The sequence below is a fragment of the Sphingomonas faeni genome (genome assembly GCF_024273235.1).
Lineage (GTDB): Bacteria > Pseudomonadota > Alphaproteobacteria > Sphingomonadales > Sphingomonadaceae > Sphingomonas > Sphingomonas faeni_A.
The window spans coordinates 67,648-92,381 of record NZ_JANBVH010000002.1 but is presented as its reverse complement, the minus strand read 5'-3'; the positions used below and the strand labels follow the sequence as shown (position 1 = coordinate 92,381).

13 protein-coding genes are annotated in these 24,734 nt (G+C 67.8%); all 13 read right to left on the bottom strand.

Features of this window, described 5'->3' with window-relative positions; genetic code table 11:
* Positions 1 to 77: 77 nt before the first annotated feature.
* Positions 78 to 2,108, bottom strand: a complete 2,031-nt coding sequence (gene kdpB / locus NLI89_RS01365; protein WP_254685358.1) for a potassium-transporting ATPase subunit KdpB — start codon at positions 2,106 to 2,108, stop codon at positions 78 to 80.
* 14 nt (positions 2,109 to 2,122) lie between these two features.
* Positions 2,123 to 3,826: a potassium-transporting ATPase subunit KdpA gene (kdpA, locus tag NLI89_RS01360; RefSeq protein WP_254685357.1), complete on the bottom strand. Its 1,704-nt coding sequence runs from the start codon at positions 3,824 to 3,826 to the stop codon at positions 2,123 to 2,125.
* 12 nt (positions 3,827 to 3,838) lie between these two features.
* Positions 3,839 to 3,928: a K(+)-transporting ATPase subunit F gene (gene kdpF / locus NLI89_RS01355; protein WP_055875324.1), complete on the bottom strand. Its 90-nt coding sequence runs from the start codon at positions 3,926 to 3,928 to the stop codon at positions 3,839 to 3,841.
* Positions 3,929 to 4,035: 107 nt separating this feature from the next.
* A complete protein-coding gene (locus tag NLI89_RS01350; protein ID WP_254685356.1) occupies positions 4,036 to 4,896 on the bottom strand; it encodes a TorF family putative porin in 861 nt (286 codons plus the stop codon).
* Between the two features lie 180 nt (positions 4,897 to 5,076).
* The gene (locus tag NLI89_RS01345) at positions 5,077 to 6,471 is read right to left on the bottom strand and encodes an FAD/NAD(P)-binding protein (RefSeq protein WP_254685355.1); all 1,395 of its coding nucleotides are present in this window, start codon (positions 6,469 to 6,471) and stop codon (positions 5,077 to 5,079) included.
* Positions 6,472 to 6,677: 206 nt separating this feature from the next.
* Entirely contained in the window at positions 6,678 to 8,657 is a 1,980-nt protein-coding gene (locus NLI89_RS01340; RefSeq protein WP_254685354.1) for an alpha-L-fucosidase, read from the bottom strand.
* A complete protein-coding gene (locus NLI89_RS01335; RefSeq protein WP_254685353.1) occupies positions 8,654 to 10,966 on the bottom strand; it encodes a GH92 family glycosyl hydrolase in 2,313 nt (770 codons plus the stop codon). Before NLI89_RS01335 ends, NLI89_RS01340 begins: the two co-directional genes overlap by 4 nt.
* On the bottom strand, positions 10,963 to 12,396 hold the full coding sequence (locus NLI89_RS01330; protein WP_254685352.1) for a glycoside hydrolase family 125 protein: 1,434 nt from the start codon (positions 12,394 to 12,396) through the stop codon (positions 10,963 to 10,965). Before NLI89_RS01330 ends, NLI89_RS01335 begins: the two co-directional genes overlap by 4 nt.
* Positions 12,393 to 14,951 carry a glycoside hydrolase family 3 protein gene (locus tag NLI89_RS01325; RefSeq protein WP_254685351.1) on the bottom strand — a complete coding sequence of 853 codons (2,559 nt, stop codon included), beginning with the start codon at positions 14,949 to 14,951 and terminating at the stop codon, positions 12,393 to 12,395. The genes NLI89_RS01330 and NLI89_RS01325 overlap by 4 nt, the downstream gene beginning before the upstream one ends.
* Positions 14,948 to 17,629: a beta-mannosidase gene (locus tag NLI89_RS01320; RefSeq protein ID WP_254685350.1), complete on the bottom strand. Its 2,682-nt coding sequence runs from the start codon at positions 17,627 to 17,629 to the stop codon at positions 14,948 to 14,950. The genes NLI89_RS01325 and NLI89_RS01320 overlap by 4 nt, the downstream gene beginning before the upstream one ends.
* Positions 17,626 to 20,232: a beta-mannosidase gene (locus NLI89_RS01315; RefSeq protein ID WP_254685349.1), complete on the bottom strand. Its 2,607-nt coding sequence runs from the start codon at positions 20,230 to 20,232 to the stop codon at positions 17,626 to 17,628. The genes NLI89_RS01320 and NLI89_RS01315 overlap by 4 nt, the downstream gene beginning before the upstream one ends.
* Positions 20,232 to 22,520, bottom strand: a complete 2,289-nt coding sequence (locus NLI89_RS01310; protein WP_254685348.1) for a beta-N-acetylhexosaminidase — start codon at positions 22,518 to 22,520, stop codon at positions 20,232 to 20,234. The genes NLI89_RS01315 and NLI89_RS01310 overlap by 1 nt, the downstream gene beginning before the upstream one ends.
* A complete protein-coding gene (locus NLI89_RS01305; protein WP_254685347.1) occupies positions 22,517 to 24,703 on the bottom strand; it encodes a glycoside hydrolase family 2 protein in 2,187 nt (728 codons plus the stop codon). Before NLI89_RS01305 ends, NLI89_RS01310 begins: the two co-directional genes overlap by 4 nt.
* Positions 24,704 to 24,734: the final 31 nt, after the last annotated feature.

The following is a 24,734-nucleotide window of genomic DNA, read 5'->3' as shown; positions in this document are numbered from 1 at the left end:
TGAGCGTGCGGAACGGTGGACCCCGGAACAGGTCCGGGGTGACGGAGGGGGTTGGGTCGGCCGGATGGCTGAAGTCATCATGCCAGTCCCAGCGCGCCGACCAGAAGGTCGATCAGCTTGATCCCCACGAACGGCGCGACCAGCCCACCCAGCCCATACACCGCCAGGTTCCGCGCCAGCAGCGGCCCCGCCGCCATCGGCTTGTACGCCACCCCCTTCAGCGCGAGCGGCACCAGCATCGGGATGATGATCGCGTTGAAGATGATCGCCGACAGGATCGCACTTTCGGGCGACCCAAGCCGCATCACGTTCAGCACCCCGAGCCCTGGATACAGCGCGACGAACATCGCCGGGATGATCGCGAAATACTTCGCGACGTCGTTCGCCACCGAGAAGGTCGTCAGCGCACCGCGCGTCATCAGCAGCTGCTTGCCCAGCCCGACGATCTCGATCAGCTTGGTCGGATCGCTGTCGAGGTCGACCATGTTGCCCGCCTCGCGCGCGGCCTGCGTGCCGGTGTTCATCGCCACGCCTACGTCGGCTTGAGCCAAAGCCGGTGCGTCGTTGGTGCCGTCGCCGCACATCGCGACCAGCCGCCCGCCCTGCTGTTCCTTGCGGATCAGGTCGAGCTTGTCCTCCGGCGTCGCCTGCGCGAGGAAGTCGTCGACGCCTGCCTCGGCCGCGATCGCCGCGGCGGTAAGCGGGTTGTCGCCGGTGATCATCACCGTGCGGATGCCCATCGCGCGCAATTCGCCGAAACGCTCGCGGATGCCCGCCTTGACGACGTCCTTGAGGAAGATCGCGCCGAGCAAGCGGCCGTCGCGTGCCACCGCCAGCGGGGTGCCGCCAGCACGGGCGATCTCGTCGGTGATCCGGCGCAGTTCGGTGGCGGCGGCGGTTGCCCCTGCCCCCGGATTGGCCTTCAGGATCGAATCGACCGCGCCCTTCTGGATCAGCGAGCCGTTGACCTTCACGCCCGAGATGCGCGTCTGGGCGGTGAACGGGATGACCTCAGCACCGTCCGGCAGGACGCTCGTCGTTACGCCGAACTTGTCGCGGGCGAGGACGACGATCGAGCGGCCCTCGGGCGTCTCATCCGCAAGGCTCGCGAGCAACGCCGCTTCGGCCAGCTCCTCGTCACGCGTGCCACCGACCGAGCGGAATTCGCTCGCCTGACGATCGCCGATCGTGATCGTGCCGGTCTTGTCGAGCAGCAGCACGTCGATATCGCCCGCCGCCTCGACCGCACGCCCCGACTTGGCGAGCACGTTGAACCGCACCAGACGGTCCATCCCGGCGATACCGATCGCCGACAGCAAGGCTGCGATCGTCGTCGGGATCAGCGTGATCAGCAGCGCCGCGAGGATCGCGACGGGCACGCGGCCGCCCGCATAGCTCGCGAAACCGGGGATCGTCCCGACCGCAATCAGGAAGATGATCGTCAGGCCGACGAGCAGCAGCGTCAGCGCGATCTCGTTCGGCGTCTTCTGCCGCTCGGCGCCCTCGACGAGTGCGATCATGCGGTCGAGAAAGCCTTCGCCGGGGTTGGCGGTGATCTTTACGCGGATCTCGTCGGAGATGACGCGCGTGCCCGCGGTGACGGCGGAACGATCGCCGCCCGCCTCGCGGATCACGGGCGCGCTCTCGCCGGTGATCGCCGCTTCGTTGACCGAGGCTACGCCCCAGACGACCTCGCCGTCGGCGGGGATCAGGTCGCCCATCGTCACGAGGACGATGTCGCCCGAGCGCAAAGCGCTGGCGGGGACGGACTCGACCTGATCGCCCTTCATGCGACGTGCGGTCAACTCGGCCTTGGTCGCGCGCAGCGACGCGGCCTGCGCCTTGCCGCGGCCCTCGGCGAGCGCTTCGGCGAAGGTGCCGAACAGCACCGTCAGCCACAGCCAGATCACCAGCTGCACTTTGAAGCCGACCGACAGCCCGTCGCCGCCGACGTTGACGAGGATCGTCAACAGCGTGGCGACCACCGCAGTGACGAACATCACCGGGTTGCGGATCAACTGCCTGGGATCGAGTTTCCGGAAAGCGTCGCCGATCGCCGGGATGATCAAGTCGGCCGTGAACAGCGACTTGGTAGGGGTGCGTGCCATTTTGGCTTGTCCCGTCAGAAGGTTTTGCCGCTGATCATCGCGAGATGATCGGCGATGGGACCGAGCGCGAGGCTCGGCAGGAAGGTCAGGCCACCGACGATCAGGATGATCCCGATCAGCAGGCCGACCCACAGCGCACCCGTCGTCGGGAACGAGCCTGCGCTTTCCGGCGTGTATTTCTTGGCGGCGAGCGACCCGGCGATGGCGAGCATCGGCACGATGATGAAGAAGCGGCCAAGCCACATCGCGACACCCAGCAGACCGTCATAATAGGGCGTCGCGGCGGTGAGGCCCGCGAACGCCGAGCCGTTATTCCCGACGCCGCTGGTGAAGGCGTAGAGGATCTCGGTGAACCCGTGCGGCCCCTTGTTGAGCGGCCCTGCAAGCCCGGCGGGCAGGACGGCGCTGAGCGCGGTGAAGCCGAGGATCACGAGCGGCAGGATGGCGATCGCCAGCACCGCCAGCTTCACTTCGCGCGCCTCGATCTTCTTGCCGACATATTCGGGCGTGCGGCCGACCATTAGGCCGGCGACGAACACCGCGAGGATCGCGAACAGCAGGAAGCCGTAGATGCCCGCGCCGACGCCGCCGATGACGACCTCGCCGAGCTGGATGTTGAGCAGCGGGATCATGCCGCCAAGCGCGGTGAAGCTGTCGTGCATCGCGTTGACCGCGCCGCACGATGCCGCCGTCGTGACGACCGAGAACAGTGCGGACGCGGCGATCCCGAAGCGGACCTCCTTGCCTTCCATGTTGCTGCCCGCGACACCGATCTGGTGGAGGATCGGATTGCCCGCGGCCTCCTGCCAATAGGTCACGGTGACGCCGGCGAGGAACAGCAGCACCATCGCCGACAGGATCGCCCAGCCCTGGCGCGTGTTGCCGACTGCCTTGCCGAACGTCCAGGTCAGCCCGAAGCCGATCACGAAGATCGACAGCATCTGGATCAGGTTGGTGAGTGCGGTCGGGTTCTCGAACGGATGCGCCGAGTTCGCGTTATAGAAGCCGCCACCATTGGTGCCGAGCATCTTGATCGCCTCCTGGCTCGCCACCGGGCCGAGCGCGAGCGTCTGCTTGAGGCCCTCCAGCGTGGTGACGTCGACCGTCGCGGCGAGCGTCTGCGGCACGCCGCTGGCGATCAGGAACAGCGCGTAGACGATCGAGATCGGCAGCAGCAGGTACAGCGTGACTCGCGTCGCATCCGCCCAGAAATTGCCGATCGTTGCGCTGGACCGCCGCGCAAAGCCGCGGAACAGCGCGAACGCCAGCGCGATACCGGTGGCCGCCGACAGGAAATTGTGGATCGTCAGGCCGAACATTTGGGCAAAGTTCGACATGGTGGATTCGCCACCATAGCTCTGCCAGTTGGTGTTCGTGGTGAAGCTCACCGCGGTGTTGAACGCAAGATGCGGCGCGAGGCCCGCGAGCCCTTGCGGGTTACCCGGCAGCACGCCCTGCAGGCGCAGGACCGCGTAGGTCAGCGCCATCAGCACCGCATTGAACATCAGCATGTGCAGCGCGTACCGGCGCCAGCCCTGCTCCGCCTTCGGGTCGATCCCGGCGAGCTTGTAGAAGCCCGTTTCGACCGGGCCGAGGACGGCGTGGATCGGCGTGCGGCGGCCTTCGTACAGTGCGAACAGCCACAGGCCGACGGGCTTGGTCAACGCCAGCAATATGCCGACGAAGCCGAGGATCAGGATCCATCCCTGGAGTGTCATGGGAGCGCGCTCCTAAAAGCGTTCGGGACGGATCAGCACCGCCACGAGATAAAACAGCAGCCCGAGCGCGACGATCGCGGCGAGCCAGAGGTCGAGGGTCATGGCTGCGTCCTCACGCGTTGTCGCACAGGCGGACATAGGCGAGAGTCATCGCCACCAGCCCGACCATGATCGCTATCCAGAGTAGGTCCTGCATGGCTCGGGTCCTTTCAGAACGCGGCGGTGAGGGAGGCGACGATCGTGCCGTCGGCAATCGATCCGGTGCCGTCCTGTCCGCGGGAGAAGCTCGGCTGGAGATACGCTGCACTGCGACGCGTGATGTCGGTGTCGACATAGCTGACGTTGAAGGTCAGAGTTTTATACGTAGTGTCCGCACCCAGCGACCAATCCCAATAGTCGCCGGTCGGCGTCACGCTGGTCGCGTTGGGGCCGAGGCCGTCATTGCCCCAGCTATGGCCGATATGCGCCTTGGCGGTGACCGGCGTGCCGGCAATCGCGAACGCGCCGTCGCCGGTGAGGTAGAGATTGTCGGTCTTGGCGCCGGGATTGGTATAGACGCCCACTGCGGCATCGGCGCCGGTGCGATACCATTTGCCGAGCGCCTGCTGTTTCGGCGCATAAAAGGCGCTGGCGGTCAGCGTCGCCGGGCCGGTCGTGCCACTGAGCTTCACATAAGGCTCGGCGTAATCCGTCTTCGAGGCGCCGCCCGGATACATGTACCAGGTCAGGCCGACGTCGAGCGTCGCGTTGCCGGCGAGCTTGTGCTTGTAGCCGCCGATCAGATCGAGCTCCATGTTCGAGCCGCCGAACGTGCCCCAGCCCGACAGGTTCGAACCCCAGGCGCCGACATACACGCCGCTCTGGTGCGCGATCGTCAGCCCGCCCTGGATCGCGCCGTCCTTGTCCGACTGCGACACGCCGCGCAGGCGGTAGTCGGTCGCGAGCGTCACCGAACCGGAGACGGTGACGGGAGAAGACGGCGCGGTATCCTGCGCGAACGCGGGCGTGGCGAGACCGGTCAGGATACCGCCCGTTAGAACTAGGCCGGCGACGAAACGAAGACTGTGCATTGCTATCCCCATGCGCGGTCCCTGCCGGAAGAGTGGCGGGCCGCGAGGACTGGCAATTAGGCGTGCGGAGCGTAGCAATTCGAGATCGATTGCCGGGCCAGCGCGTATGTTTCGCGTAGTATTGTCGAAAATTACGCCCGGCGTATCGTCAAAGTCGGCGCAACAGCCGCCCGAGCGTGCTCAAAGCCCTTCGCCGCCGACCCATTGCGCGTTCGACAGCCGGCGCGCGAGGTCCCAGCTCTGGACGCGGATGTCGGGCACGGCGACCACTTCCCACAGCCCGCCGCGGGTCATCGGGCCGATGCAGTGGATTCGGTCGTCGGGCGTGCCGTCGTGGCGGATCGCGCGCGATTGCGCATCGACGTCGACGCCGAGCCGCAGCGGATCGGGTCGGATCAGTCCGGCGGCGAGCAGGTGCTTCACGAGCGGTTCTTCGGAGCGCAAAAGATCGCCCTGCGGCCCGGTGCAGTTCACGATCCGCGCGGCGCGTGTAACGACGGTGGCGGTTTCGCCGCGTGGTCGCCAGGTCAGCTTTGCGTGGCGCCCGTCGGCCTCGGCGGAGACGATCTTGCCCGCGGCGAAGGTCAGTCGGCCGGTCGCGACAAGCGCCTCGACGCGGTCGGCGACGGCCGGCGCGAGGCGGTGACGATGGACGTCCCAATAGGGGCGCAGATGACGGAGGAAACGGCCGCGCAGGTCTTGCGACGCGGCCGACCACAGCATCTGGGTGACCGGGCGAAGCTCGTCCACCGCGCACCGCCAGCCTTCGACTGCGGCCCTTGCACGGACGTGGCGGACGAGGTCGGTCAGCCCGCCCTGCGGCTTGTCCGAGACACCGCGGTGCGCAGGCGCGCCGTCGACATGGCGGCGGGGCGACAATCCGCGGCGCGAGGTGGCGAGGATGTGGCCTGCGAACCCTTGCGCATCGAGCAACAGCGCTGCGTCGATCGCGGTCAGCCCGGTTCCGACCAGCACTACCGTGTCGTCCGCGCCCAACCCTTCGGCGAGGTCGGCCGCCCACGGGTCCGCGCAATACACGCCCGCTGGCAAGGCCTCCGGCTTCAGGCCCGGCGGCGTGTGCGGTGGCAGATTGCCGAGCGCGAGCACGGCGGTATCGGCGGCGATCGTCCGCCCGTCCGCCATCGTCAGCGTAACGCCGTCGCCGGTCACCGGATCGATCGCGCAGACCTCGCCCTCGACATGCGCCAGCCGGCCGTCCGAGTCCGCGATCGCCGCATCCAGCAGTTCGCGCAGATACGCGCCATAGGTGGTGCGCGGGACGAAGGTCTTGCGGTCGCCCTTGCCGTGCGCCTCCAGCCAGCGCACGAAATGATCGGGATCGTCGGGCAGCGCGCTCATGTTGCCCGCGCGGACGTTGAGCAGGTGATCGGGATGCGCCGCGCTATAGGCGACACCGCGTGCGAGCTGCCGGTCGCGGCGCTCGATCAGCGTCACGCGGGGGCCCTCGTGGCGCATCAGGTTGACCGCGAACAGCGCGCCCGAAAAGCCGCCGCCGACCACGACGACATGATCCTCGGGCCCCGCGATCCGCGGCATCGTTGTTCTGTCGTCCATCCGTTCGCCCACCCGTGCTGCCGCGGGACGCCATGCCCGATCGAAGCCGGCGAGCCCAGCCCTTACTCTGTTCCTCCCCCGCCAGGGGGAGGTGGCTGGCCCTTGCCAGACGGAGGGGGAGGAAAGGGTAACCTCGGTTCCGTGTCCTCCCCCTCCGTCACCTTCGGCGACACCTCCCCCTTGCGGGGGAGGATCGAGATTAGCAGTCAGGGCCGGAAGGCCCCGATCCCCGCAATCGCCATCTTCGGCTGATCCGTCGCCACCCGCGTAAAGCCCAGCATCAGATACCGCGCCTGCCGCGCCTTTGCGAAGGTGATGCGCTGCGTCGCGCGGGCATAGGCGATGTTGCCGAATTCCCCCTCTTCGGCCGGCGTCCAGATCTTGCCGTCGACGCTCGTCTCGACGCGGTAGCGCCCCGGCGGGCCCGCGTCGGGCAGCGCGTGGCGGGTCGGGGTCAGGCTGAACCCGGCGACGTCCTCCGCCTTGCCCATGTCGATCATCAGGATGACCGGGCTGGTCTGCGTCGGCGCGGGCGTCGTCCAGACGGTGGCGAGGTCGTCGTCGAGCACCGCCTCGGCGCCGGCCAGCGGCGGCTTCATTGCACCGGCCAGCGACATCGCCTTGGCGGGATCGAGCGACGCCGAACCGCCTTGCGTCGCCCCGGCGATCGTCCACCCGGTCTTCGAGATGATCTTGTTACCCACCGCCTGCGATGCGACGACCGCGACCGGCGCGACGCTCAGGAACAGGGACAGCTCGGTGATCGCCGGGCATGCCGGCGCCTCGACGATCCGCAACCGCAGGCGCCGCGCCGTGACAGGCTCGGGCAGGCGGATGATCCGCTGCGCACCGATGCACTCGTGCACCGCGACCTCGCGCCACGCGCCCTTGGCGTCCGCTACATCGATCGCGAACTTCGTCACGCGCACGCCGAGCGCCAGCGCCTCGCGGATCCGGATCAGGTCGAAGCGGCGTCCCGGTGGCAGATCGAGCACCAGCGACGGCGTCTTCATCGCATCGGGCGTGCTCCAATAGGTCTCGGGATTGCCGTCGAGCACGTTGGCCGGTGCGAACCGGCCCCCACGCGACGGTCCGCTCGCCACCGCGCCCTTCGCCAGATCGGTCGCAAAGCTCGCCCGCAACGCATCGCCGAACGATTTCAGCGACGCGAGATCGGGCTCGGCGATCAGCCCGCGGCGATCGGGCGGCAGGTTGAGCATCATGTTGGTGCCACGCCCGACCGACTCGTCGTGGAACTGCATCAGCCGCTGCGGCGACTTCACCTGCAGATCCTCGTCGGCATGATAGAACCAGCCCGGACGGATCGACGTGTTGGTCTCCGCCGGCCACCATAGCGGCGCCCCGCGCACGCCGGAATTGCCCTCGCTCTGGACGTACGGATGGTTCGGCATCGTCGGCCAGCACGGATCGCCCGCGCGCCCGTCCTCGTTGCCGACCCAGCGGATATCCGCGCCGAGCGGATCGAAGGTGCACGCCATCGGCTGCAATTTATGGACCAGCGCAATGATCGACGGCCAGTTGTAATATTTCGGCGCATCGATCTTCCGCGCCTCGCGCGCGCCGCCATAATAGCCGTCGCCACCGTTCGCGCCGTCGAACCACACTTCGAACAATTCGCCGTAATTGGTGCAGAGATCGGTCAGCTGCGCACGGAAATAGTCGATATACGCAGGCGTGCCGTAATCGGCTCGGTTGCGATCCCAGGGCGACAGATACAGCCCGTAGGATATCCCGCCGCGCCGGCACGCGTCGCCCAGTTCGCGGACGATGTCGCCCTTGCCGCCCTTGTACGGGCTGTTGCGGATGCAATGCTCGGTGAGTTTGGTCGGCCAGAGGCAGAAGCCGTCATGGTGCTTGGCGGTCAGGACGAGGCCGGTCAGCCCCGCGCTTTTCGCCGCCGCGACGATCTGGTCCGGGTCGAACGCGGTAGGGTCGAACAGCTTGGGGTCCTCGTCGCCATAGCCCCATTCCTTGTCGGTCCAGGTGTTCAGCGTGAAGTGGACGAAGCCGTAGCGCTCGCGCTTGTGCCACGCGAGCTGGCGGACGCTCGGCGTCGCCCCCCAGGGCTTGGGCGCACCGACCGGGGCAGCGGCACCCGCCCGGCCAGCAGCGGCGGTAGCGAGCGTACCGGCGATCAACACGCGGCGGTTCAGGTCTAACGTCATCGCGAAACTCCGGTGGTTGCTGGCGGCCGATCGGCAGGCGCGCGGCCAAAATCACGATTGGGCGTGTCGCCCATCTCGAACACGAGCCGACCGCCGCGCACGATATCGGCATGCGCGATCCAGCTCTTCGTCCAAGGCCGGCCGTTCCACGTCACCGACTGCACGTAAGGCCGGTCCGCCGCATTGCCGCGTGCCTCGACGACCAGCGTCCTGCCCTTGCCAACGCGCATCTCCGCCCGATCGAACAGCGGCGAGCCGAGCACATAGTTCGCGCTCACCGGATCGACCGGATACAGCCCAAGCGCGCTCAGCACGAACCACGCGCTCATCTGCCCGCAATCGTCGTTGCCGATGATGCCGTCGGGATCGTCCTTGTACATCTCGGTCAGCAGCCGCCGGACCATCGCCTGCGTCTTCCAAGCCGCGCCGCAATAGGCGTACATATAGGCGACGTGGTGGCTAGGCTCGTTGCCATGCGCATATTGCCCGACCAGCCCGCTGATGTCGGGCGGCGCATCCTTCGGCAGGATCGACGGCGCGTTGAACAGGCCGTCGAGCTTCTGCTCGAACTTCGCATCGCCGCCCATCGCCGCGATCAGGCCGTAGATATCGTGCTGGTTGAGGAACGTCGCCTGCCAGCCATTGCTCTCGGTATAATCGCGCCACTTCGACGAATGGCCGAGCGCGATCGGATCGTACGGTGTGGTCCATGTACCGTTCTCGAGCTTCGGCCGCGCGAACCCGATCGACGCGTCGAACACGTTGCGCCAGTTCCCGCTCCGCTTGCGCAACCGCGCAGCCTCGGCAGTCGCGCCCGCGGCATCCGCCAGATGCGCCGACGCGTAATCGTCATACGCATATTCGAGCGTGCGCGAGACCGACTCGAACACCGTGTCCGCGGGCACATAGCCCAGCGTGTCGTACGGCTTGACCCCCAGGCTGTTGTCCATCGTCGGCATCGCGAAATCGAACGAGCGGCGGCGCACGTTCGGCCACGCCGCGGCATAGTTCGCGGGTACGCCCTTCGCGCGCGCCTCGGCCATCACCGACACCGAATGCCAGCCGATCATGCATCCCGTCTCGACGCCCTGCAAAGGCCAGACCGGCGGGCCGTACGGGCTCTGCTGCGTCTGCCGGATCAGGTCGCCGACCAGCTCCGCGGTCCGCTCGGGTTCGATCAGCGTCAGCAGCGGATGCAGCGCGCGATACGTGTCCCACATCGAATAGGAGCTGTACGCGCGGTCCTTCCCCGTGACGCTGTGCACCTTGCGGTCGAGCCCGACATAGCGCCCATCGACATCCGAGAAGAGCGTCGGCGCAAGCTGTGCGTGGTACAGCGCGCTCGCCATGATCGTGCGCTGCGCCGGCGTACCACCCTCGACACTGACGGCGGCGAGTGCCGGCGCCCAGCGCTTGGAGGCATCGGCACGGTAGCGATCGAAATCCCAATGCCGCGCCTCGGCCGCCAGGTTCTTGCGCGCGCCCGCGACGTCGACCGCGGAGATGCCGGTGCGGATCACGATCGGCGCAGCGCCGGCGTCGTCATAATGCAGCACCGCCTTGACGCGCTTGCCCGCGACGCCCTTGGCGCCCGCTCCCTGCGCGACGTCGCCATCGCCGTAGAACACGATCCGGTCGGGTTTCCGCGACAGCTGCATCGCGAAGTGGATGCGCCGCCCCTTCGCCCAGCGGAACACGCGCCGGCTGCCGGTCAGCATGCCGGTCGCGTCCACGTCCAGCGACGCATCGTCGATCAGCACGCCGTGATCCCATTTGTCGAGGATCAGGTGCGACAGATCGATCAGGATATGCCCCGCGCCCGAGGGGAAGACATGGCGCTGGATGCCGGTCCGCTCGGTCACGGTCAGCTCCGCCCGCACGCCCGATTCCAGCGTCACGCGGTAATATCCCGGCTCGGCATGTTCGGCGGAGAAGCGCTGGCGATACCCCGCATCGGGATCGGTGAGCGTCCCCGGAACCAGCTGCACCTTGCCCCGCGTCGGCACTACCAGCACGTCGAGCATGTCACCGATCCCGGTGCCCGACAGATGCGTATGGCTGAACCCCATGATCGACGTGTCGGTGCGGTGATACCCCGAACACGCATCCCAGCGCTCGACATCGGTGTCGGGGCTCAGCTGCACCATCCCGAAAGGCAGCGTCGCACCCGGATAGGTGTGGCCGTGACCACCGGTCCCGACGAACAGATCGGGAGCGGCCGTGGTGCGCAGCGGGGCGGCGAAGGTGACGCGCGCGGTCAGCGCGAGCGCACCGCTCCCGGCGAGAAGCGAACGGCGGGAAATGGTCATGCGGGGGCTCCGAGAAGGGCGGGGCGTTTGGCGGCGATGTCGACGATCAGTTCGCCGAACAGCCCGTTGGCCCAGGCGAACCACGACCGCGTAAACTTCGCGCCGTCGTCCTGGCTGAAGGATTCATGCATGAACCCGGTGCCGCCATGCGTCGCCTTCAGCGCGGCCAGCGACCGCGCGACGGTCGCGTCATCGCCGGTCTCGAGCGCGTTCAGCGCGTGCATCACGATCGACATCGGCCAGATCTCGCGCAGGCCGGTATGCGGACTCCCGATTCCCTCCGCCGCCTTGCCGGTGAAGAAATACGCGTTGTCCTTGCTCCACGCGCGCGCCGCCGTGCGCCGCCAGAGCGGATCGTCGGCCTTCACCGCGCCGAGATACGCCAGCCCCGACAGGCTCGGCACATTGGCGTCGTCCATGAAGATCGCGTTGCCATAGCCATCGACCTCGTATGCCCAGACCGGCTGGCCGTCCGGACCCTTGGTCAGCCCGTGCAACCGCAACGCCGCCTCGACCTCGTCGGCCAGCGCGGTCGCATCCGCCGCCAGCGCAGCGTCGGGTCGGGCGCGCGTCGCGAGTTCCGCCAACTGGCGCAGCGCGCGGACCGCGAAGATGTTCGACGGGATCAGGAACGGGAGCACGCACGCATCGTCCGAAGGCCGGAACCCGCAATGGATCAGCCCGACCGGTCGCGACGGCGGCCCATAGCCGTCGAGCGCCATGCTCTCGCCGACGATCGGCGACGACCGGCGGAAGCGATACGGCCCCGGCCCGTCCTTGCGCTGCTGCTCGCGGAACGTCCGGATCGACGCGCGCGCGCCGTCGGCCCACAGCGCATCGAACGGCGCGGTGTCGCCGGTCGCCTGCCAATAGGCATGCGCGATCCACATCGGGTAGCAGAGCGAATCTATCTCCCACTTCCGCTCGCCGACGCCCGGCTTCATCACCGTGTCGTCGGTCAGCGACCAGCTCAGATCGGTCTTTGCCGAGGGGTCGTGCATGAACGCGTTGGCGTACGGATCGATCAGGATGCACCGCGCCTGCCGCGCGATCAGCCCGCGGAACAATTGCCGCAGCGCCGGATCGCGCTTGGCCAGCGGCAAATACGGATGGACCTGCGCCGAGCTGTCGCGCAGCCACATGCAGTCGATATCGCCGGTGATGACGAACGCATCGGGCTTGCCGTCGACCGCGCCCATGAACACCGTCGTGTCGAGCGTGTTCGGATAGCAATTGCCGAACATCCAGGCGAGTTCGGGATCGGCGATCTTCGCGGAAACGCGCGCGATCTCCGCCTCCACCGCGCGGCTGGTGTAGCGACGATCGCCAGGCTTCGGGCGCTTGCTGACGAACGTTGGCGTAGCCGCCCGCAACGGTCCCGCGACACCGAGCGCCGCAGCGCCCGCAATGAGCATCCGGCGATCAATCATTTCGGCAAATCCTTGGTTCCCGTCACGGTGAAGACGGTCTCGACGCCCGGCCCGTCGCCGGGCTGGCCGCCGCCGATATGCAGCCGGTATTCGCCCGGCACGACACGACGATTGCCCGCCGCATCGACGCTGCTCATGCCGCGAGGATCGATCGTAAATGCCACACGAGTGGTCTGACCCGGCTTCACTGTCTCGCGCCTGAACCCGACGAGCTGGCGTTGCAGCACGGGATCGTTGAAGCGCGGCTTTACCGCCGGCTCGGGCGGCACCAGATACGCCTGCACCACCTCGTCGCCCGCGACCTTTCCCGTGTTCTTCACCGGCACCTCGACCGTAAAGCTCTCACCTGCCGCGATCGTGCTGCGCAGCAATTTGGGTGCAGCATAGGCGAACTGCGTATAGCTCAGCCCGTGGCCGAAGCCCCAGAGCGGCGTGCCCGTGAAATACCGATAGGTCCGCTCGCGCATGTTGTAGTCGATGAACGCGGGCAGATCGCGCGTCTTCGCGTAGAACGTCACCGGCAGTCGCCCGCCCGGATTGCTCATCCCCGTCAGCGTATCGGCGATCGCCTGCCCGCCAGCCTGTCCCGGATACCAGCCGACCAGGATCGCGTCGGCATGCGCCTTCGCCCAGGTCATCGCGACCGCGCTGCCGGTCATCAGCACGACCACCAGCGGCTTGCCCGTCGCCTTGGCGGCTTCGAGCAACCGCACCTGCGCGGCGGGAAGCCCGATATCGGTCCGATCGCCGCCCGAGAACCCGGCCACCTCGATCTGCAACGCCTCGCCCTCGACCGCGGGCGACAGCCCGACGAACGCGACGATCGCGTCGGCATCCTTCGCCGCGGCAACGGCTTCCGCGACCTGCGCATCGGCGGGTGCGGTCCAGGTCAGCCGCAGCCCCTGATCCTCGCCGCTATGCGCCAGCTCGACGCGGATCGAATGCGCGCCCGCGGTCAGCGTCACCGGCGCCTCGACATTCTTGCCGCTGCCATCGTCGTCGGCGATTAGCTTGTCGTCGATCCACAATCGCGACGGATCATGCCCCTTGCAGTCGAAACAGCGCGGCACGTCGAGCCGGAACACATAGTCGCCCGCGGCCGGCGCGGTGATCGTCCCCGTCCAGCGCACCGAGAACGACGCCGGATCGATCCCCGGCGCCGGCGCGGTGCGGTCCCAGTCGAAGTCGATCAACCGATCCGCGCGCACCACCGGCGCCCCCGCGAAGTCGCTCCCTCGGAAATATTCGCCGCGCAGCGACAGCGCAGTGTCGGGCACCGGGACCGGCACGCCCTCGGCGATGCTCGACCCTTGCGCATAGCGCACCCCCTCAAACGATTTGCGCAGCGCCGCCAACGGCGTGATCGGCGCGGCCGCGGTACCGTGATAATTCGCCTCCAGCACATCGACGCTGTCGGCATTCGGCCCGATCACCGCGATCTTCGCCGACGGTTTCAGCGGCAGCACGCCGTTGTTCTGGACCAGCACCATCGCTTTCCGCGCCGCTTCCAGCGCCAGCGCACGGTGCGCAGGCGTATCGAACTCGCTCGGCTTGATCCTGTCCCACGGGCTCGTCGCCTCGAACGCCCCACCGAGCATACGCCGCACCGCAAACGTCCGCGTCAAACTCGCGTCGATCGTCGCCTCGGGCACCAGCCCCCGCCGCACCGCATCGCCGAGCGCCGCGTAGGTCTTCCCGCAGTTGAAATCCATGCCAGCGGAAATCGCCGCCGCCGATCCGCTCGCATTATCGGGTCGATAATAATGGTAGTTCGCGATATTCCCGACCGCATCGCAGTCCGACACGATCAGCCCCTTGAAGCCCCATTGCTTCCGCACCGTCTCGGTCAGCAGAGGCTCCGAAGCGCACACGGGGACCCCGTGAATCGAATTATACGCGCACATCGTCGACAGCGCCCTGCCCTCGGTCAGCGCCATCCGGAACGCCGGCAGGAACGTCGCCTCGCGGTCATGCGGCGAGATATCGACGTCGAACCCGTCGCGCCCCGCCTCTGGCCCGCTATGCGCGGCAAGATGCTTCGGCGTCGCGATCACCTTCGGATGCGCGAGATCCGGCCCCTGCAACCCGCCGATGAACGCGACGCCGAGCCTACCCGTCAGATACGGATCCTCGCCATAGGTCTCCTGCCCCCGCCCCCAACGCGGATCGCGGAAAATGTTGATGTTGGGCGACCAGATCGTCAGCCCCTGATAGCGCGTCCGGTCGCCCGCCGGCAGCGCATTGGACTTCGCCCGCGCCTCGGTCGACACGACATCGCCGACGCGCCGCAGCAGCGCCTCGTCCCATGTCGCGGCCAGCCCGATCGCCTGCGGAAACACCGTCGCCACGCCGTTGCGCGCGAGCCCGTGCAGCCCCTCGTTCCAGTAATCATACGCGGGCAGATTCAGCCGCGGGATCGCCGGCGCGACGCTCTGCAACTGCGCCGCCTTCTCGTCGAGCGTCATGCTCCGCACCGCCGGATCGACCGTCTGCGCGAGCGCGGACGTGGCGAGCAGGGCGGCAAGCGGGGAAGCGAAAAGCGCGGTGCGGATCATGATGTGGCCTTGGTCGGGACGGTCGCGCCGAACAGGCTGCGGACAGAGAGGGCGTGTTGAAGCGTCGCGAGCGATGCATCGGAGCGGACAGAGATCGTCACGGTGTCGCCGGCGGCGAGGTCGAAGGCATTGTCGGACAGCGTCGCGTCGCAATCGCCGAAGTCGATCCAGACGCCCCGCGCGAGCGACGTGGCCGAGACGGTCAGCGTATAGCCGCCGGGGCTCGAAACGATGGTCGCCTTCAGCGCGGGATCGACCAGCGCGACGTCTTTCGCCTTGGCGAAATAGACGAACTGCCGCGCGACGATCGTGCCATCCACGGTCACGTCCGCCACCGCGAAGGTCCGCGACGGATCCGCCTTGCCGAGCAGGTCGGCATCGGCGAACTTGCCCAGCGACATCGCCGCGAGCGGCGCCGCATCGACCGCCCCGCCGCGTTCCGACAGCAGCGTTCCGTCGCGGTCGATCACCCGCAGGCGCCAGCGCGCGGGGAACGCCTCGCGCTTGTCGGAGATCAGCGTGACGACGGTGTTGCCCTTGATGTGCTGCGCACCGATCGTGACCGGCGCATAGAAACGCCGGGCGCGGTAATGGCTCGCCTTCCAGCGATTGTGGAAGTCGATACTGCCCCAGGCCTGCCCCGCCCAGATCGAGTTGATCAGTCCGGGCCAGCTGTCGTTGAGCGTCCAGTACAGCGTGCCCATGTTCTGCGGACGCGATGCGCGCTGATGGATCACCGCCATCTCCAGGCCCTCCGCCTGAAGCAGTTGCGACAGATAGATATAGTCGACGAACGATTTCGGCTCGCCGTAGTCGGCGCGGATATAGCCGAGGATGCGGCCATTGCCCTTGCCGCTGTCATACGCGCTGCCGGCGATCTGGACCGGCATGTCCTCCGGGCGACGCGATCCCAGCATTTCGCGCGTGGTGCGCAGGCCGGGCATCGATTGCAGCCCGAATTCGGACATGAAGCGGTTTTCGGTGGTCAGGTAATCCTCGAGCGGCGAGCGCGCCCAGACATCCCAGTAATGCACGTCGCCATCGGTCTTCACTTCGGAGATGCCGTCATAATCGGTGGTCGGCGAACCGCCCCAATAGGGCGTGGTCGGCGACAGCGTGTTGACGACCGCGCGCAGATCCTTGTCGAACAACCGGCGGAGATGCGCGCCGAACGCCTCCTGCCCGTCCGGCCCGAGCGCACGCGCGAAGGCCTTGCGGTCGCTCCAATTGTCCCACCCGGTCTGGACCTCGTTATTGCCGTTCCAGATCACCAGCGAGGGGTGGTCGCGAAGCCGCCGGACCTGATCGATCGCCTCCAGCCGCGTGCTCTCGCGCAGCGCGGCGTCGTTGGCGGGCAGCGCGTTGCCGAACATGAAATCCTGCCACAGCATCAGCCCCAGCCGGTCGGCTTTGGCGAACACCGCATCGTCGGGATAATAGCCGCCACCCCAGATCCGCAGCATGTTCATGTTCGCCGCGACCGCCGCCTCCAGCACCGCATTGGTGCGCGCCGCGGGGACGCGCGACGCGATGCTGTCGGCGGGCTCGAGATTCGCGCCCTTGGCGAAGATCGGCACGCCGTTGATCACGAACGCCATGCCGCGCCCCCAGCGATCGGTATCGCGGCGCAGTTCGACGGTGCGCAGGCCGATATCGTGCGTCGCGGTGCCGAGCACGCGCCCCGCCTCGGTGACCGTCGCGGTGACCGCGTACAGATCGGGCTTGCCGTACCCGACCGGCCACCAGCGTCGCGGGCGTTCGATCCGGACCGGCAGCACGACCGGGTTCACCCCCGCGAACAGAGTCACGCGACGGTCGAGCCGTTGCGTCGTGCCATCGGGGCCGGCGATATCCACGCGCACGTCGACGGTGCGCGGCGTCGCGGCGTCGATCTCCACCGTCGCATCGAGCACCGCGACGCTGTCGTCGAGATGCACCTGCGCGACATGGAAGTCGCTGAGCCGAAGGCCGTCATACGCCTCGATCCGGACCGGCTTGCCGACGCCGATCGTGACGATCCGCGGCGCGAAGTCCCAACCGTAATGATAGGCCGCCTTGCGCACGTAATTGGCGGTCTGGCGGCCCTTCGGCTCGTCGCCGAACGCGCTGTCATAGGCGCCCGGCAACGGCACCTTCTCGGCCAGCGCGCGCGGCAGGAGCTTGCGGATCGGCGATTCGAAATCGATCTCGATGACGTTGCGACCAGGCTTCAGCAGCGCCTTGGCCGGGACCCGCCAACTGCGGAACATGTTGTCGGCGCGGAGCACGGCCGTCCCGTTGACGCGGACGGTCGCGAACGTGTCGAGCCCGTCGAAGGCGAGATCGACATTCGCCCGCGCCAGCATCGCCGGATCCAGCGTGAAGACGGTCCGATACTGCCAGTCGGACAGCCCGACCCATTGCGCGGCACGCTCGCCCTCGCCGACCCACGGATCGGCGAGCAGGTGCGCGGCGAGCAGGTCGGTCTGCACCGATCCCGGCACGCGCGCGGGCAACCAGCGCGTCGCCGCCTTGTGCGCGGCCGCGTTGGCATCGCCCGGTGCGAGGCGAACCTCCCATCCGGTGTCCAGCACGCGCGTGATCGGCCCCGCCGCGGGGCCCGCCGTGGGCTCGGCCAGCGCCGGGGCCGCCATCGCCAGGCCGATCACGACCAGCAGGATTCGACCGACGCGGATCACTTGGGAACGACTTGCCCGGCCAGTGTCCGGATCGTCAGCGCGCGTTTCAGCGCCGCCGCGGACGCCTTGGACGCTACAGTCACCGTAACGCTCTCCCCCGGCAGCAGATCGAACGCATTGTCCGACGGCGTCGCCTCGACCTTGCCGAAGTCGAGCCATACCGCGCGGGCCAGGTTGGTCGCGGTCAGTGTCAGGCGATTGGTCTCCCATGTCGCGGTCAGTCCTGGATCGGGCAGCGTCATCGTCTTCGGCGCTGCCGATACCAGCACGCGCGACGTCACGCGGCCATCCACCAGCAACTCCGCCACCGCGATCGTCCGCGCCGAATCGCCGCCCGCGAACAGCGTCGCATCGGGCAGCGTCGCCACCGCCGTTGCGGACAACGGCGGCAACGTCGCCGGCGTCTCGGTCGTCGCAAGAACCTTCCCATCGACATCGAGCGCCCGCATCCGCCACACCGCCTCGGTCGGCGTCGTCGCGTCGGAGATCAGGCTGACCTTGGTCGACCCGTCCTTGCGCTCGGCGGCAATCGCCAGCGGCGCATAGAAATGCCGCGCCCGGAATTGCAGCGCCTTCCAGCGACCGTAATAATCGATGCTGGCCCATGACGCGCCCGGCCAGACGTCGTTGATCTGCCAGAACAGCGACCCCATCGTTACCGGCCGGCACGCACGGTGGTGCAGCGCGGCGAGTTCGATCCCCTCGGCCTGCATCACCTGGCTGAGATACACGAACTCGGCGAAGTCGCGCGGCTCGCGGTATTTCTCGCGGATGTAGAACAGCAGCCGATCGTTGCCCTCGCCCTTGAGGAACTTCTGGTGCGCCTTCATGACCGGCGAGGTCGGCGAGAAGTCGGCATCGGTCGCAAACGTCCGGATCGTCTTCATCTCGGGCATCGACTGCAGGCCGTATTCGGACATGAAGCGCGGGCAGCTGTCGAGATAGGCCTCGACCGGTTTCTTGCCGCCCCAGACGTCCCAGTAATGCCGGTCGCCATCGCCATCGATGTCGGGCTTGTCCTCGTAATTACTGCTCGGCGAGCCCGGCCAGTACACCGCATCGGGATCGCGGCGCTCGGCGGCGTCGCGCAGCACGCGGTCGAAGATCACCGCCATGCCGACGCCGATCCGTTCCTGCTCGTCCGCGCCGACCGCCTTCTTGTACGCGATCCGGTCGGACCAGTTGGCCCAGCCGCTGAGCACTTCGTTGTTGCCCGCCCACATCACGATCGAGGGATGCGCCTGGAGCCGGTCGACCTGTTCCTCCGCCTCGATCCGGACGGTCTCGCGGAACTCGCGGTCGGGGGGCGTGATCGAGCCGCCGAACATGAAGTCCTGCCACACCATCAAGCCCATCTGGTCGGCGATGTCGTAGAACGCGTCGTCGAGATAATAGCCGCCGCCCCACACGCGGATCATGTTCATGTTGGCATCGCGCGCGCCGGCCATGACGGTGCGGATCTGGCTTTCCGGCACGCGCGCGGGGAACATGTCGAACGGGATCAGGTTCGCGCCCTTGGCGAACACCGGAATGCCGTTGACCACGAACGCGAACCCGCGCCCCTGCGCATCCTTCTCGCGGCGCAACTCGACCGTGCGCAGGCCGGTGCGGCGCTGTGCGGTGTCGATCGTCGTGGTTCCGTCGGTCAGCGTCGCCTTGACCGTATAGAGCGGTTGCGCGCCGTAGCCCGCGGGGAACCAGCGCTGCGGATTGGCGATGCTCACCGGCACCGCGACATGGCTCGCGCCCGCCGCGATGGTGACGGTGCGCGCCGCCTGTGTCACCTGACCATCGGGCCCGGTCACCGCGACCTGCACGGTGACGGGACGCTCCTCGCCCGCGACAACGTCGAGTTCGGCGGACAACCGCGCCTCGGTCTTGGTCAGCGCTTCCTGCGTCACGCGGAATGCTTCGATCCGCGCGTCGTCCCACGCCTCGATCCGCGCGGGACGCCAGATGCCCTGCGTGACGATCCGGGGGCCCCAGTCCCAGCCATATTGGTATTTCGGCTTGCGGATATAGGGCGAGGTCTGCTTGCCCATCGGCTCGTCGCCATAGATCGAATCATATTCGCCGGGCAGCGGGTGCGCGGTCTTCAATACCATCGGCTGCAACGTGCGGATCGGCGAGCGGAAGGTGATCAGCAGGTCGTTCGCACCCGGCTTCAGCACCGCCTTGACCGGCACCCGCCAGCGCCGATGCGCGTTGTCCGCGGCGAGCAGCTTCGTCCCGTTCAGCCGCACCTCGGCAAACGTGTCCAGCCCGTCGAACACGAGGTCGACATGATCGCGCGCGAGCTGTTCGGCGGTCATCCGCAAGGTCGTGCGATACTGCCAGTCGGTCAGCCCGACCCACTGGATCTTCGCCTCGTTCAGACCCTTGTACGGATCCGGCACGATCTTCGCCGCCATCAGGTCGGTCTGCGCGCTGCCGGGCACGGTCGCGCGCAGCCAGCGTGCCGCCTTGGGATGCGCCTTGGCCGCAGCCGTGTCGGCCGGATCGATCCGCATCGACCAGCCGCTGTCGAGCACGACGCTGGTACTTGGTGCGGCCCAGACGGGGGTGGCGGCGCTCGCGAGCAGGAGAAGTACAGTCCAACGCATCAGTTCGTCTCCGTCAGCTGCATCGATTCCACCGCGTAGATCGGTGACTCGAGCGACTGGGTAAATTGCAGGCAAAGGTCGGCGTCGCCCTTCCCCTCGGGAAGTTTGCCGCGGAACGTCATGCGGTTGGCGCTCGTCGCCGGGTCGGGCAGCGGGAAGGTCGCCGCGATCGTCCCCTTGCAGCCGCCCGCGCGCACGACGAGTTCGCCGTACGTCGTCACCGCATAATGCGGCACCAGCTTGCTCGCATCGTGCGCCAGCCCGTAGTGCCGGGCGAGCCGCGCGACATCGACGCTGAAGCCGCGCGCCACGTCGAGCGGCGCGGCCGGATACATCGTGCACGAGTCGAAGATGTTGATGTTGTACACCGGTGCCAGCGCGGTCGCCTCCGCGGTCAGCGGTACCCGCAGGTTGAGCGAGCCGCCCGGACACGCGACCATCTCCGAATTCGACCGGCGCAACAGCGCGGCACGGCTCGTCTCGAACAGCCGCGGCACCGCGGTCGGGCGCCCATCGCTCGTGAACGCAGCCGCGCGAACGACCACGCCAGGATTGAGCGACAGCGGCGACGCATAGGCCTTCGACCGCGCGGTCGGTTCCTTGCCATCGAGCGTGTAGCGGATCGTGCCATAGCCCGCCTGCGTCGCCAGCGTGACCGGCACCTTGCGCGCCCGCAGCGCATCGCCGCGCGTGCCCTGCACCGCGAAGTCGACCGCGAAAGCGCTGTCCGCCGCCGCGATCCCGGCCCGCGCATACCGCCCCATCTGAGGCTCCAGCCGCGCGACGAAGGCTGCATAATCCTGCGTGGTCTTCGGCGACCATGTCCGCTCGGCCAGCGCCGACAGCCGCGGGAACGTCGCGTGCTGCAACTGTTCGGGCGTCACGAAATATTCGCTGAACGCGTTGATCTGCGCGCCCATCACATGCTGCGCCTTGTCGGGTGCAAGGCCCTTCGGCTCGGGCTCGTACTTGTAGAGATCGGCGAGCGTCACGATCGCATCGCCGCCCGAGATCCGCCCCGCCGGCTCGTCGCCACGCGTGCTCTGCAGGCTGTCGAGATACAGCGTCGGCGCGGGGCTGAGCACCACGTCGTGGCCCTGATTGGCGGCCTCGACCGCGCCCTTCTCGCCGCGCCACGACATCACCGACGCCGACGGCGGCAAACCGCCCTCCAGGATCTCGTCCCACCCGATCATGCGGCGGCCGTGCTTCGCCAGATACGCGCCGAGCTGGTCGATCATCCAGCTCTGCATCTGCATCTCGGTCTTGAGGCCAAGCGCCTTCATCTTGGCCTGCACCGCGGGCGACCGCTCCCACTGGTCCTTCACCGCCTCGTCACCGCCGAGATGGATGAACTGCGACGGGAACACCTCCATCAATTCGTCGAGCACATGCTTGATGAAGGTCATGCTGCGGTCCTCCGGGCTGAACAGCCACGGGTTCACGCCCCAGTCGTGGCTGACCGCGGGACGATCGCCGAGCACGCCGACCTCCGCCGGATAGGACGCCACCGCCGCCTGCGCATGCCCCGGCAGGTCGATCTCGGGAACCACCGTGATCGCGCGATCCTTCGCATAGGCGACCAGCGCCTTCAGCTCGGCCTGCGTGTAGAATCCACCGACCTTCGGCCCCGGCGCGCCGCCGCTCGACGGTGGCGTCCGCCAGGCGCCGATCCGCGTCAGATCGGGATAGCGCTTGATCTCCATCCGCCAGCCCTGATCGTCGGTCAGGTGGAGATGCAGCACGTTCATCTTCTGCGCCGCGAGCTGATCGACCATGGCGTACAACGTTGCCATCGGCACGAAATGCCGCGCCGGATCGATCATCAGCCCGCGCCACTTGAAGCGCGGCGTATCGCGGATCGTCATCGCCGCCAGCGTGACCGGCTTGCCGATCGCCGCATCGGGGCTGAGCAACTGCGCCAGCGTCATCGCGCCGTGGACGAGGCCGGCATCGCCGCTCGCCGCGATCGTCACGCCGTTCGTGTCGATGGTCAGCACATAGGCTTCGTCGCCCGCGACGCCCGCATCCCGCACGAACCGGATCGGCCCAGCGCCCGCGTCGCCCGCCAGCGTCAGCCCGCGCACGACCTTCACCTGCTGCACCAGCAACCGCGCCGCCGTCTTCGCCCCCGCATCGGTCGCGACGATCCCTGCCCCTCCGCCGATCGTCAGCGTGCCCGTCCCGGTTTCCACCGAGGCCGGCATCGGGATCAGCTTCGGCTCGTCAGCCAGCGCCGCGGTGGACGTCATCAACAGCGCGAATGCGAGCGGGCGGAAACGGATCATGAAGGAGCCTTCGGCAATTGCGCAGGATCGGGCGGATAGGCGGCCGACCCCGCCTTGAACGGTTCATAGTCGCGGACGACGCCGCCGGCGCGCGCGCCCTCCGCGGTCAGGATATCGACCGTCACGGTGACGGGCGAAAGACGACCCGCCCACGACGCGGAAACCTTCGCCGTGCCACCCGGCGCGATCACCGGCAGTGCCTCCTCGCCCTCGCCCAGCAGCACGCGGTCGCCGCCCATCGCGCGCCAGTGGAGGCGCGCACCGATCAGCGGATAGGACGGCAACGCATCCTTCGCCGGGCCGGCGACGGTCGCGGTGAAGCCCGTCGGCGTTTCCCCCGCCATCGTCAGGTCGACGGTCGCCGAGACCGCGCGGTTGGCGGCTTCCCAGGCGAAATAGCTCGGCCGGCGCTGGCGATCGGGATCGACCAGACCGTGATCGACATAGCCGTCCGCAAGCCCCGCAAACAGGTTCTTGTTCGAGCGGTAATCCGAATAGCTCCAGAAGATCGCGCCACCGACCCACGGCCGCGTCGCGAACGCCGCGAGCTGATCCTTGAGGTTTTCGGTGCGCGCCACGTCCGCGCTCGCGCTGTCCTTCGAGAACGGTCCGGGCCAGCCGAACTCGGAGATGACGAGCATCCGGTCGGGATAGGCCTTGCCGAACGCGTCGAGCCACGGACCGACGCCCGACGCCGCGCCGCTCCAGGTGCCGAAATAGGCGTTGGCCATGACGAAATCGGCCTCGACCAGTGCGGGCACGCGGACCGGCCGGATCGCGATCTCGGAATCCGCGAAGGTCACGAACCGGCCGGGATCGATCGCATTGATATGCGCCTTCATGGCCTTCACGAACGCGAGCCCCTGCGGCGTCGCGGCCTCGCTCTCGTTCATGATGCTCCACGCGAGGACGCTCGGGTGATTGCCGCTCTCGGCGATCATCTCGGCCATCATCGCCTTGGCGCGGACCAGCAGCCGCGGATCGCCCAACTGCGCCGCGGTCATCTGCCAGATCGGGATTTCGGGGATCAGCAGCATGCCCGCGCGGTCGGCGGCATCGAACACGCTCTGCGGCTGCGGATAATGCACCGGCCGCGTCAGCGTCACATGCAGCGCGGCGAGATCGCGCATATCGTGCAGGATCGTCCCGCGCGTTTCAGCGGCACCCTCCCACGGCGAATCCTCGTGCCGCGTCACGCCGGTGAGGCGCACCGCGACGTCATTGACGTATAGCCGCCGGTCGCGGAGCGCGAGCGTGCGCAGGCCTATCGTATCCTCGCGCCGGTCGAGCACCACGCCCTTCTCGTCGCGCAACTCGACGACGATCCGGTACAGCTTCCCCGCACCGATCTGCCACCGCTGCGGCTTGGCAATCGTCAGCGCAGCGTCGGGCGTCGCCGCCGAAGACGCGGCCACCGTCACGCTCTTGGAAGCGCGCGCAACCTCGCGGCCGTCCGGATCGATCGCGATCGTCGTCAGTCCGTAGGTATGCGTCTTCGCGTCGATATTCTCGATCGCGACGCCGCTGGTGACGGTCGCGCTATCGGCGCGCAAAACCTGGCGAATCCGCTGGCGGCGGATCAGCCCGCCCTCGGCGATCCGCAGCGACACGTCGCGTGTGATCCCGCCGCTATGCCACCAGTCGTACCAGACGTTCCCCGAACCCTGGAGACGCATCGCATAGCCCGGAATCGTCGCAAACCCCGGCCGATCGTCGGCAGACACGACGATCCGGTTCGCGCCCGGCTTCAACACCTTCGAGACGTCGAGATCGAACGCGGTATGACCGCCCTCATGGCTCCCGACGAGCGTCCCGTTCACCCACACGCGCGCCGCGTAGAACACCGCGTCGAAATGCAGTTCGAGATGCTTGCCGACGATCGCCTCCGGCACCACCAGAGTCCGCGCATACCAGCCGACGCCCTCGGCACCCGCACCGCGCGACAGCGGCCAGCTATGCGGAACAACGACGCTTTCCGCCCCCGCAGGATCGGCTTTCAGCCATGCTGGATCAGCCGGCGCATCCTTCGCCAGCCAGAAGCTCCACCCCGCATCGAGGTCGATCCGCTCCGCCGCGGCGGGCAACGGCACCAATAGCGGCACCAGCATCAGGACGGCCGAGGCGAACCCGACACCCCACTGCCCGATCCGCTGCAACCCTGTCCTGATCTGTCCCGATATCATGCGTGGCGGTGTGCTTCCATCAAAGAGGGCG

Coding starts and splice junctions, on each gene's coding strand:
- kdpB (WP_254685358.1), bottom strand. CDS start 2,108: ATGGCACGCACCCCTACCAAGTCGCTGTTCACGGCCGACTTGATCATC.
- kdpA (WP_254685357.1), bottom strand. CDS start 3,826: ATGACACTCCAGGGATGGATCCTGATCCTCGGCTTCGTCGGCATATTG.
- kdpF (WP_055875324.1), bottom strand. CDS start 3,928: ATGACCCTCGACCTCTGGCTCGCCGCGATCGTCGCGCTCGGGCTGCTG.
- NLI89_RS01350 (WP_254685356.1), bottom strand. CDS start 4,896: ATGCACAGTCTTCGTTTCGTCGCCGGCCTAGTTCTAACGGGCGGTATC.
- NLI89_RS01345 (WP_254685355.1), bottom strand. CDS start 6,471: ATGGACGACAGAACAACGATGCCGCGGATCGCGGGGCCCGAGGATCAT.
- NLI89_RS01340 (WP_254685354.1), bottom strand. CDS start 8,657: ATGACGTTAGACCTGAACCGCCGCGTGTTGATCGCCGGTACGCTCGCT.
- NLI89_RS01335 (WP_254685353.1), bottom strand. CDS start 10,966: ATGACCATTTCCCGCCGTTCGCTTCTCGCCGGGAGCGGTGCGCTCGCG.
- NLI89_RS01330 (WP_254685352.1), bottom strand. CDS start 12,396: ATGATTGATCGCCGGATGCTCATTGCGGGCGCTGCGGCGCTCGGTGTC.
- NLI89_RS01325 (WP_254685351.1), bottom strand. CDS start 14,951: ATGATCCGCACCGCGCTTTTCGCTTCCCCGCTTGCCGCCCTGCTCGCC.
- NLI89_RS01315 (WP_254685349.1), bottom strand. CDS start 20,232: ATGCGTTGGACTGTACTTCTCCTGCTCGCGAGCGCCGCCACCCCCGTC.
- NLI89_RS01310 (WP_254685348.1), bottom strand. CDS start 22,520: ATGATCCGTTTCCGCCCGCTCGCATTCGCGCTGTTGATGACGTCCACC.
- NLI89_RS01305 (WP_254685347.1), bottom strand. CDS start 24,703: ATGATATCGGGACAGATCAGGACAGGGTTGCAGCGGATCGGGCAGTGG.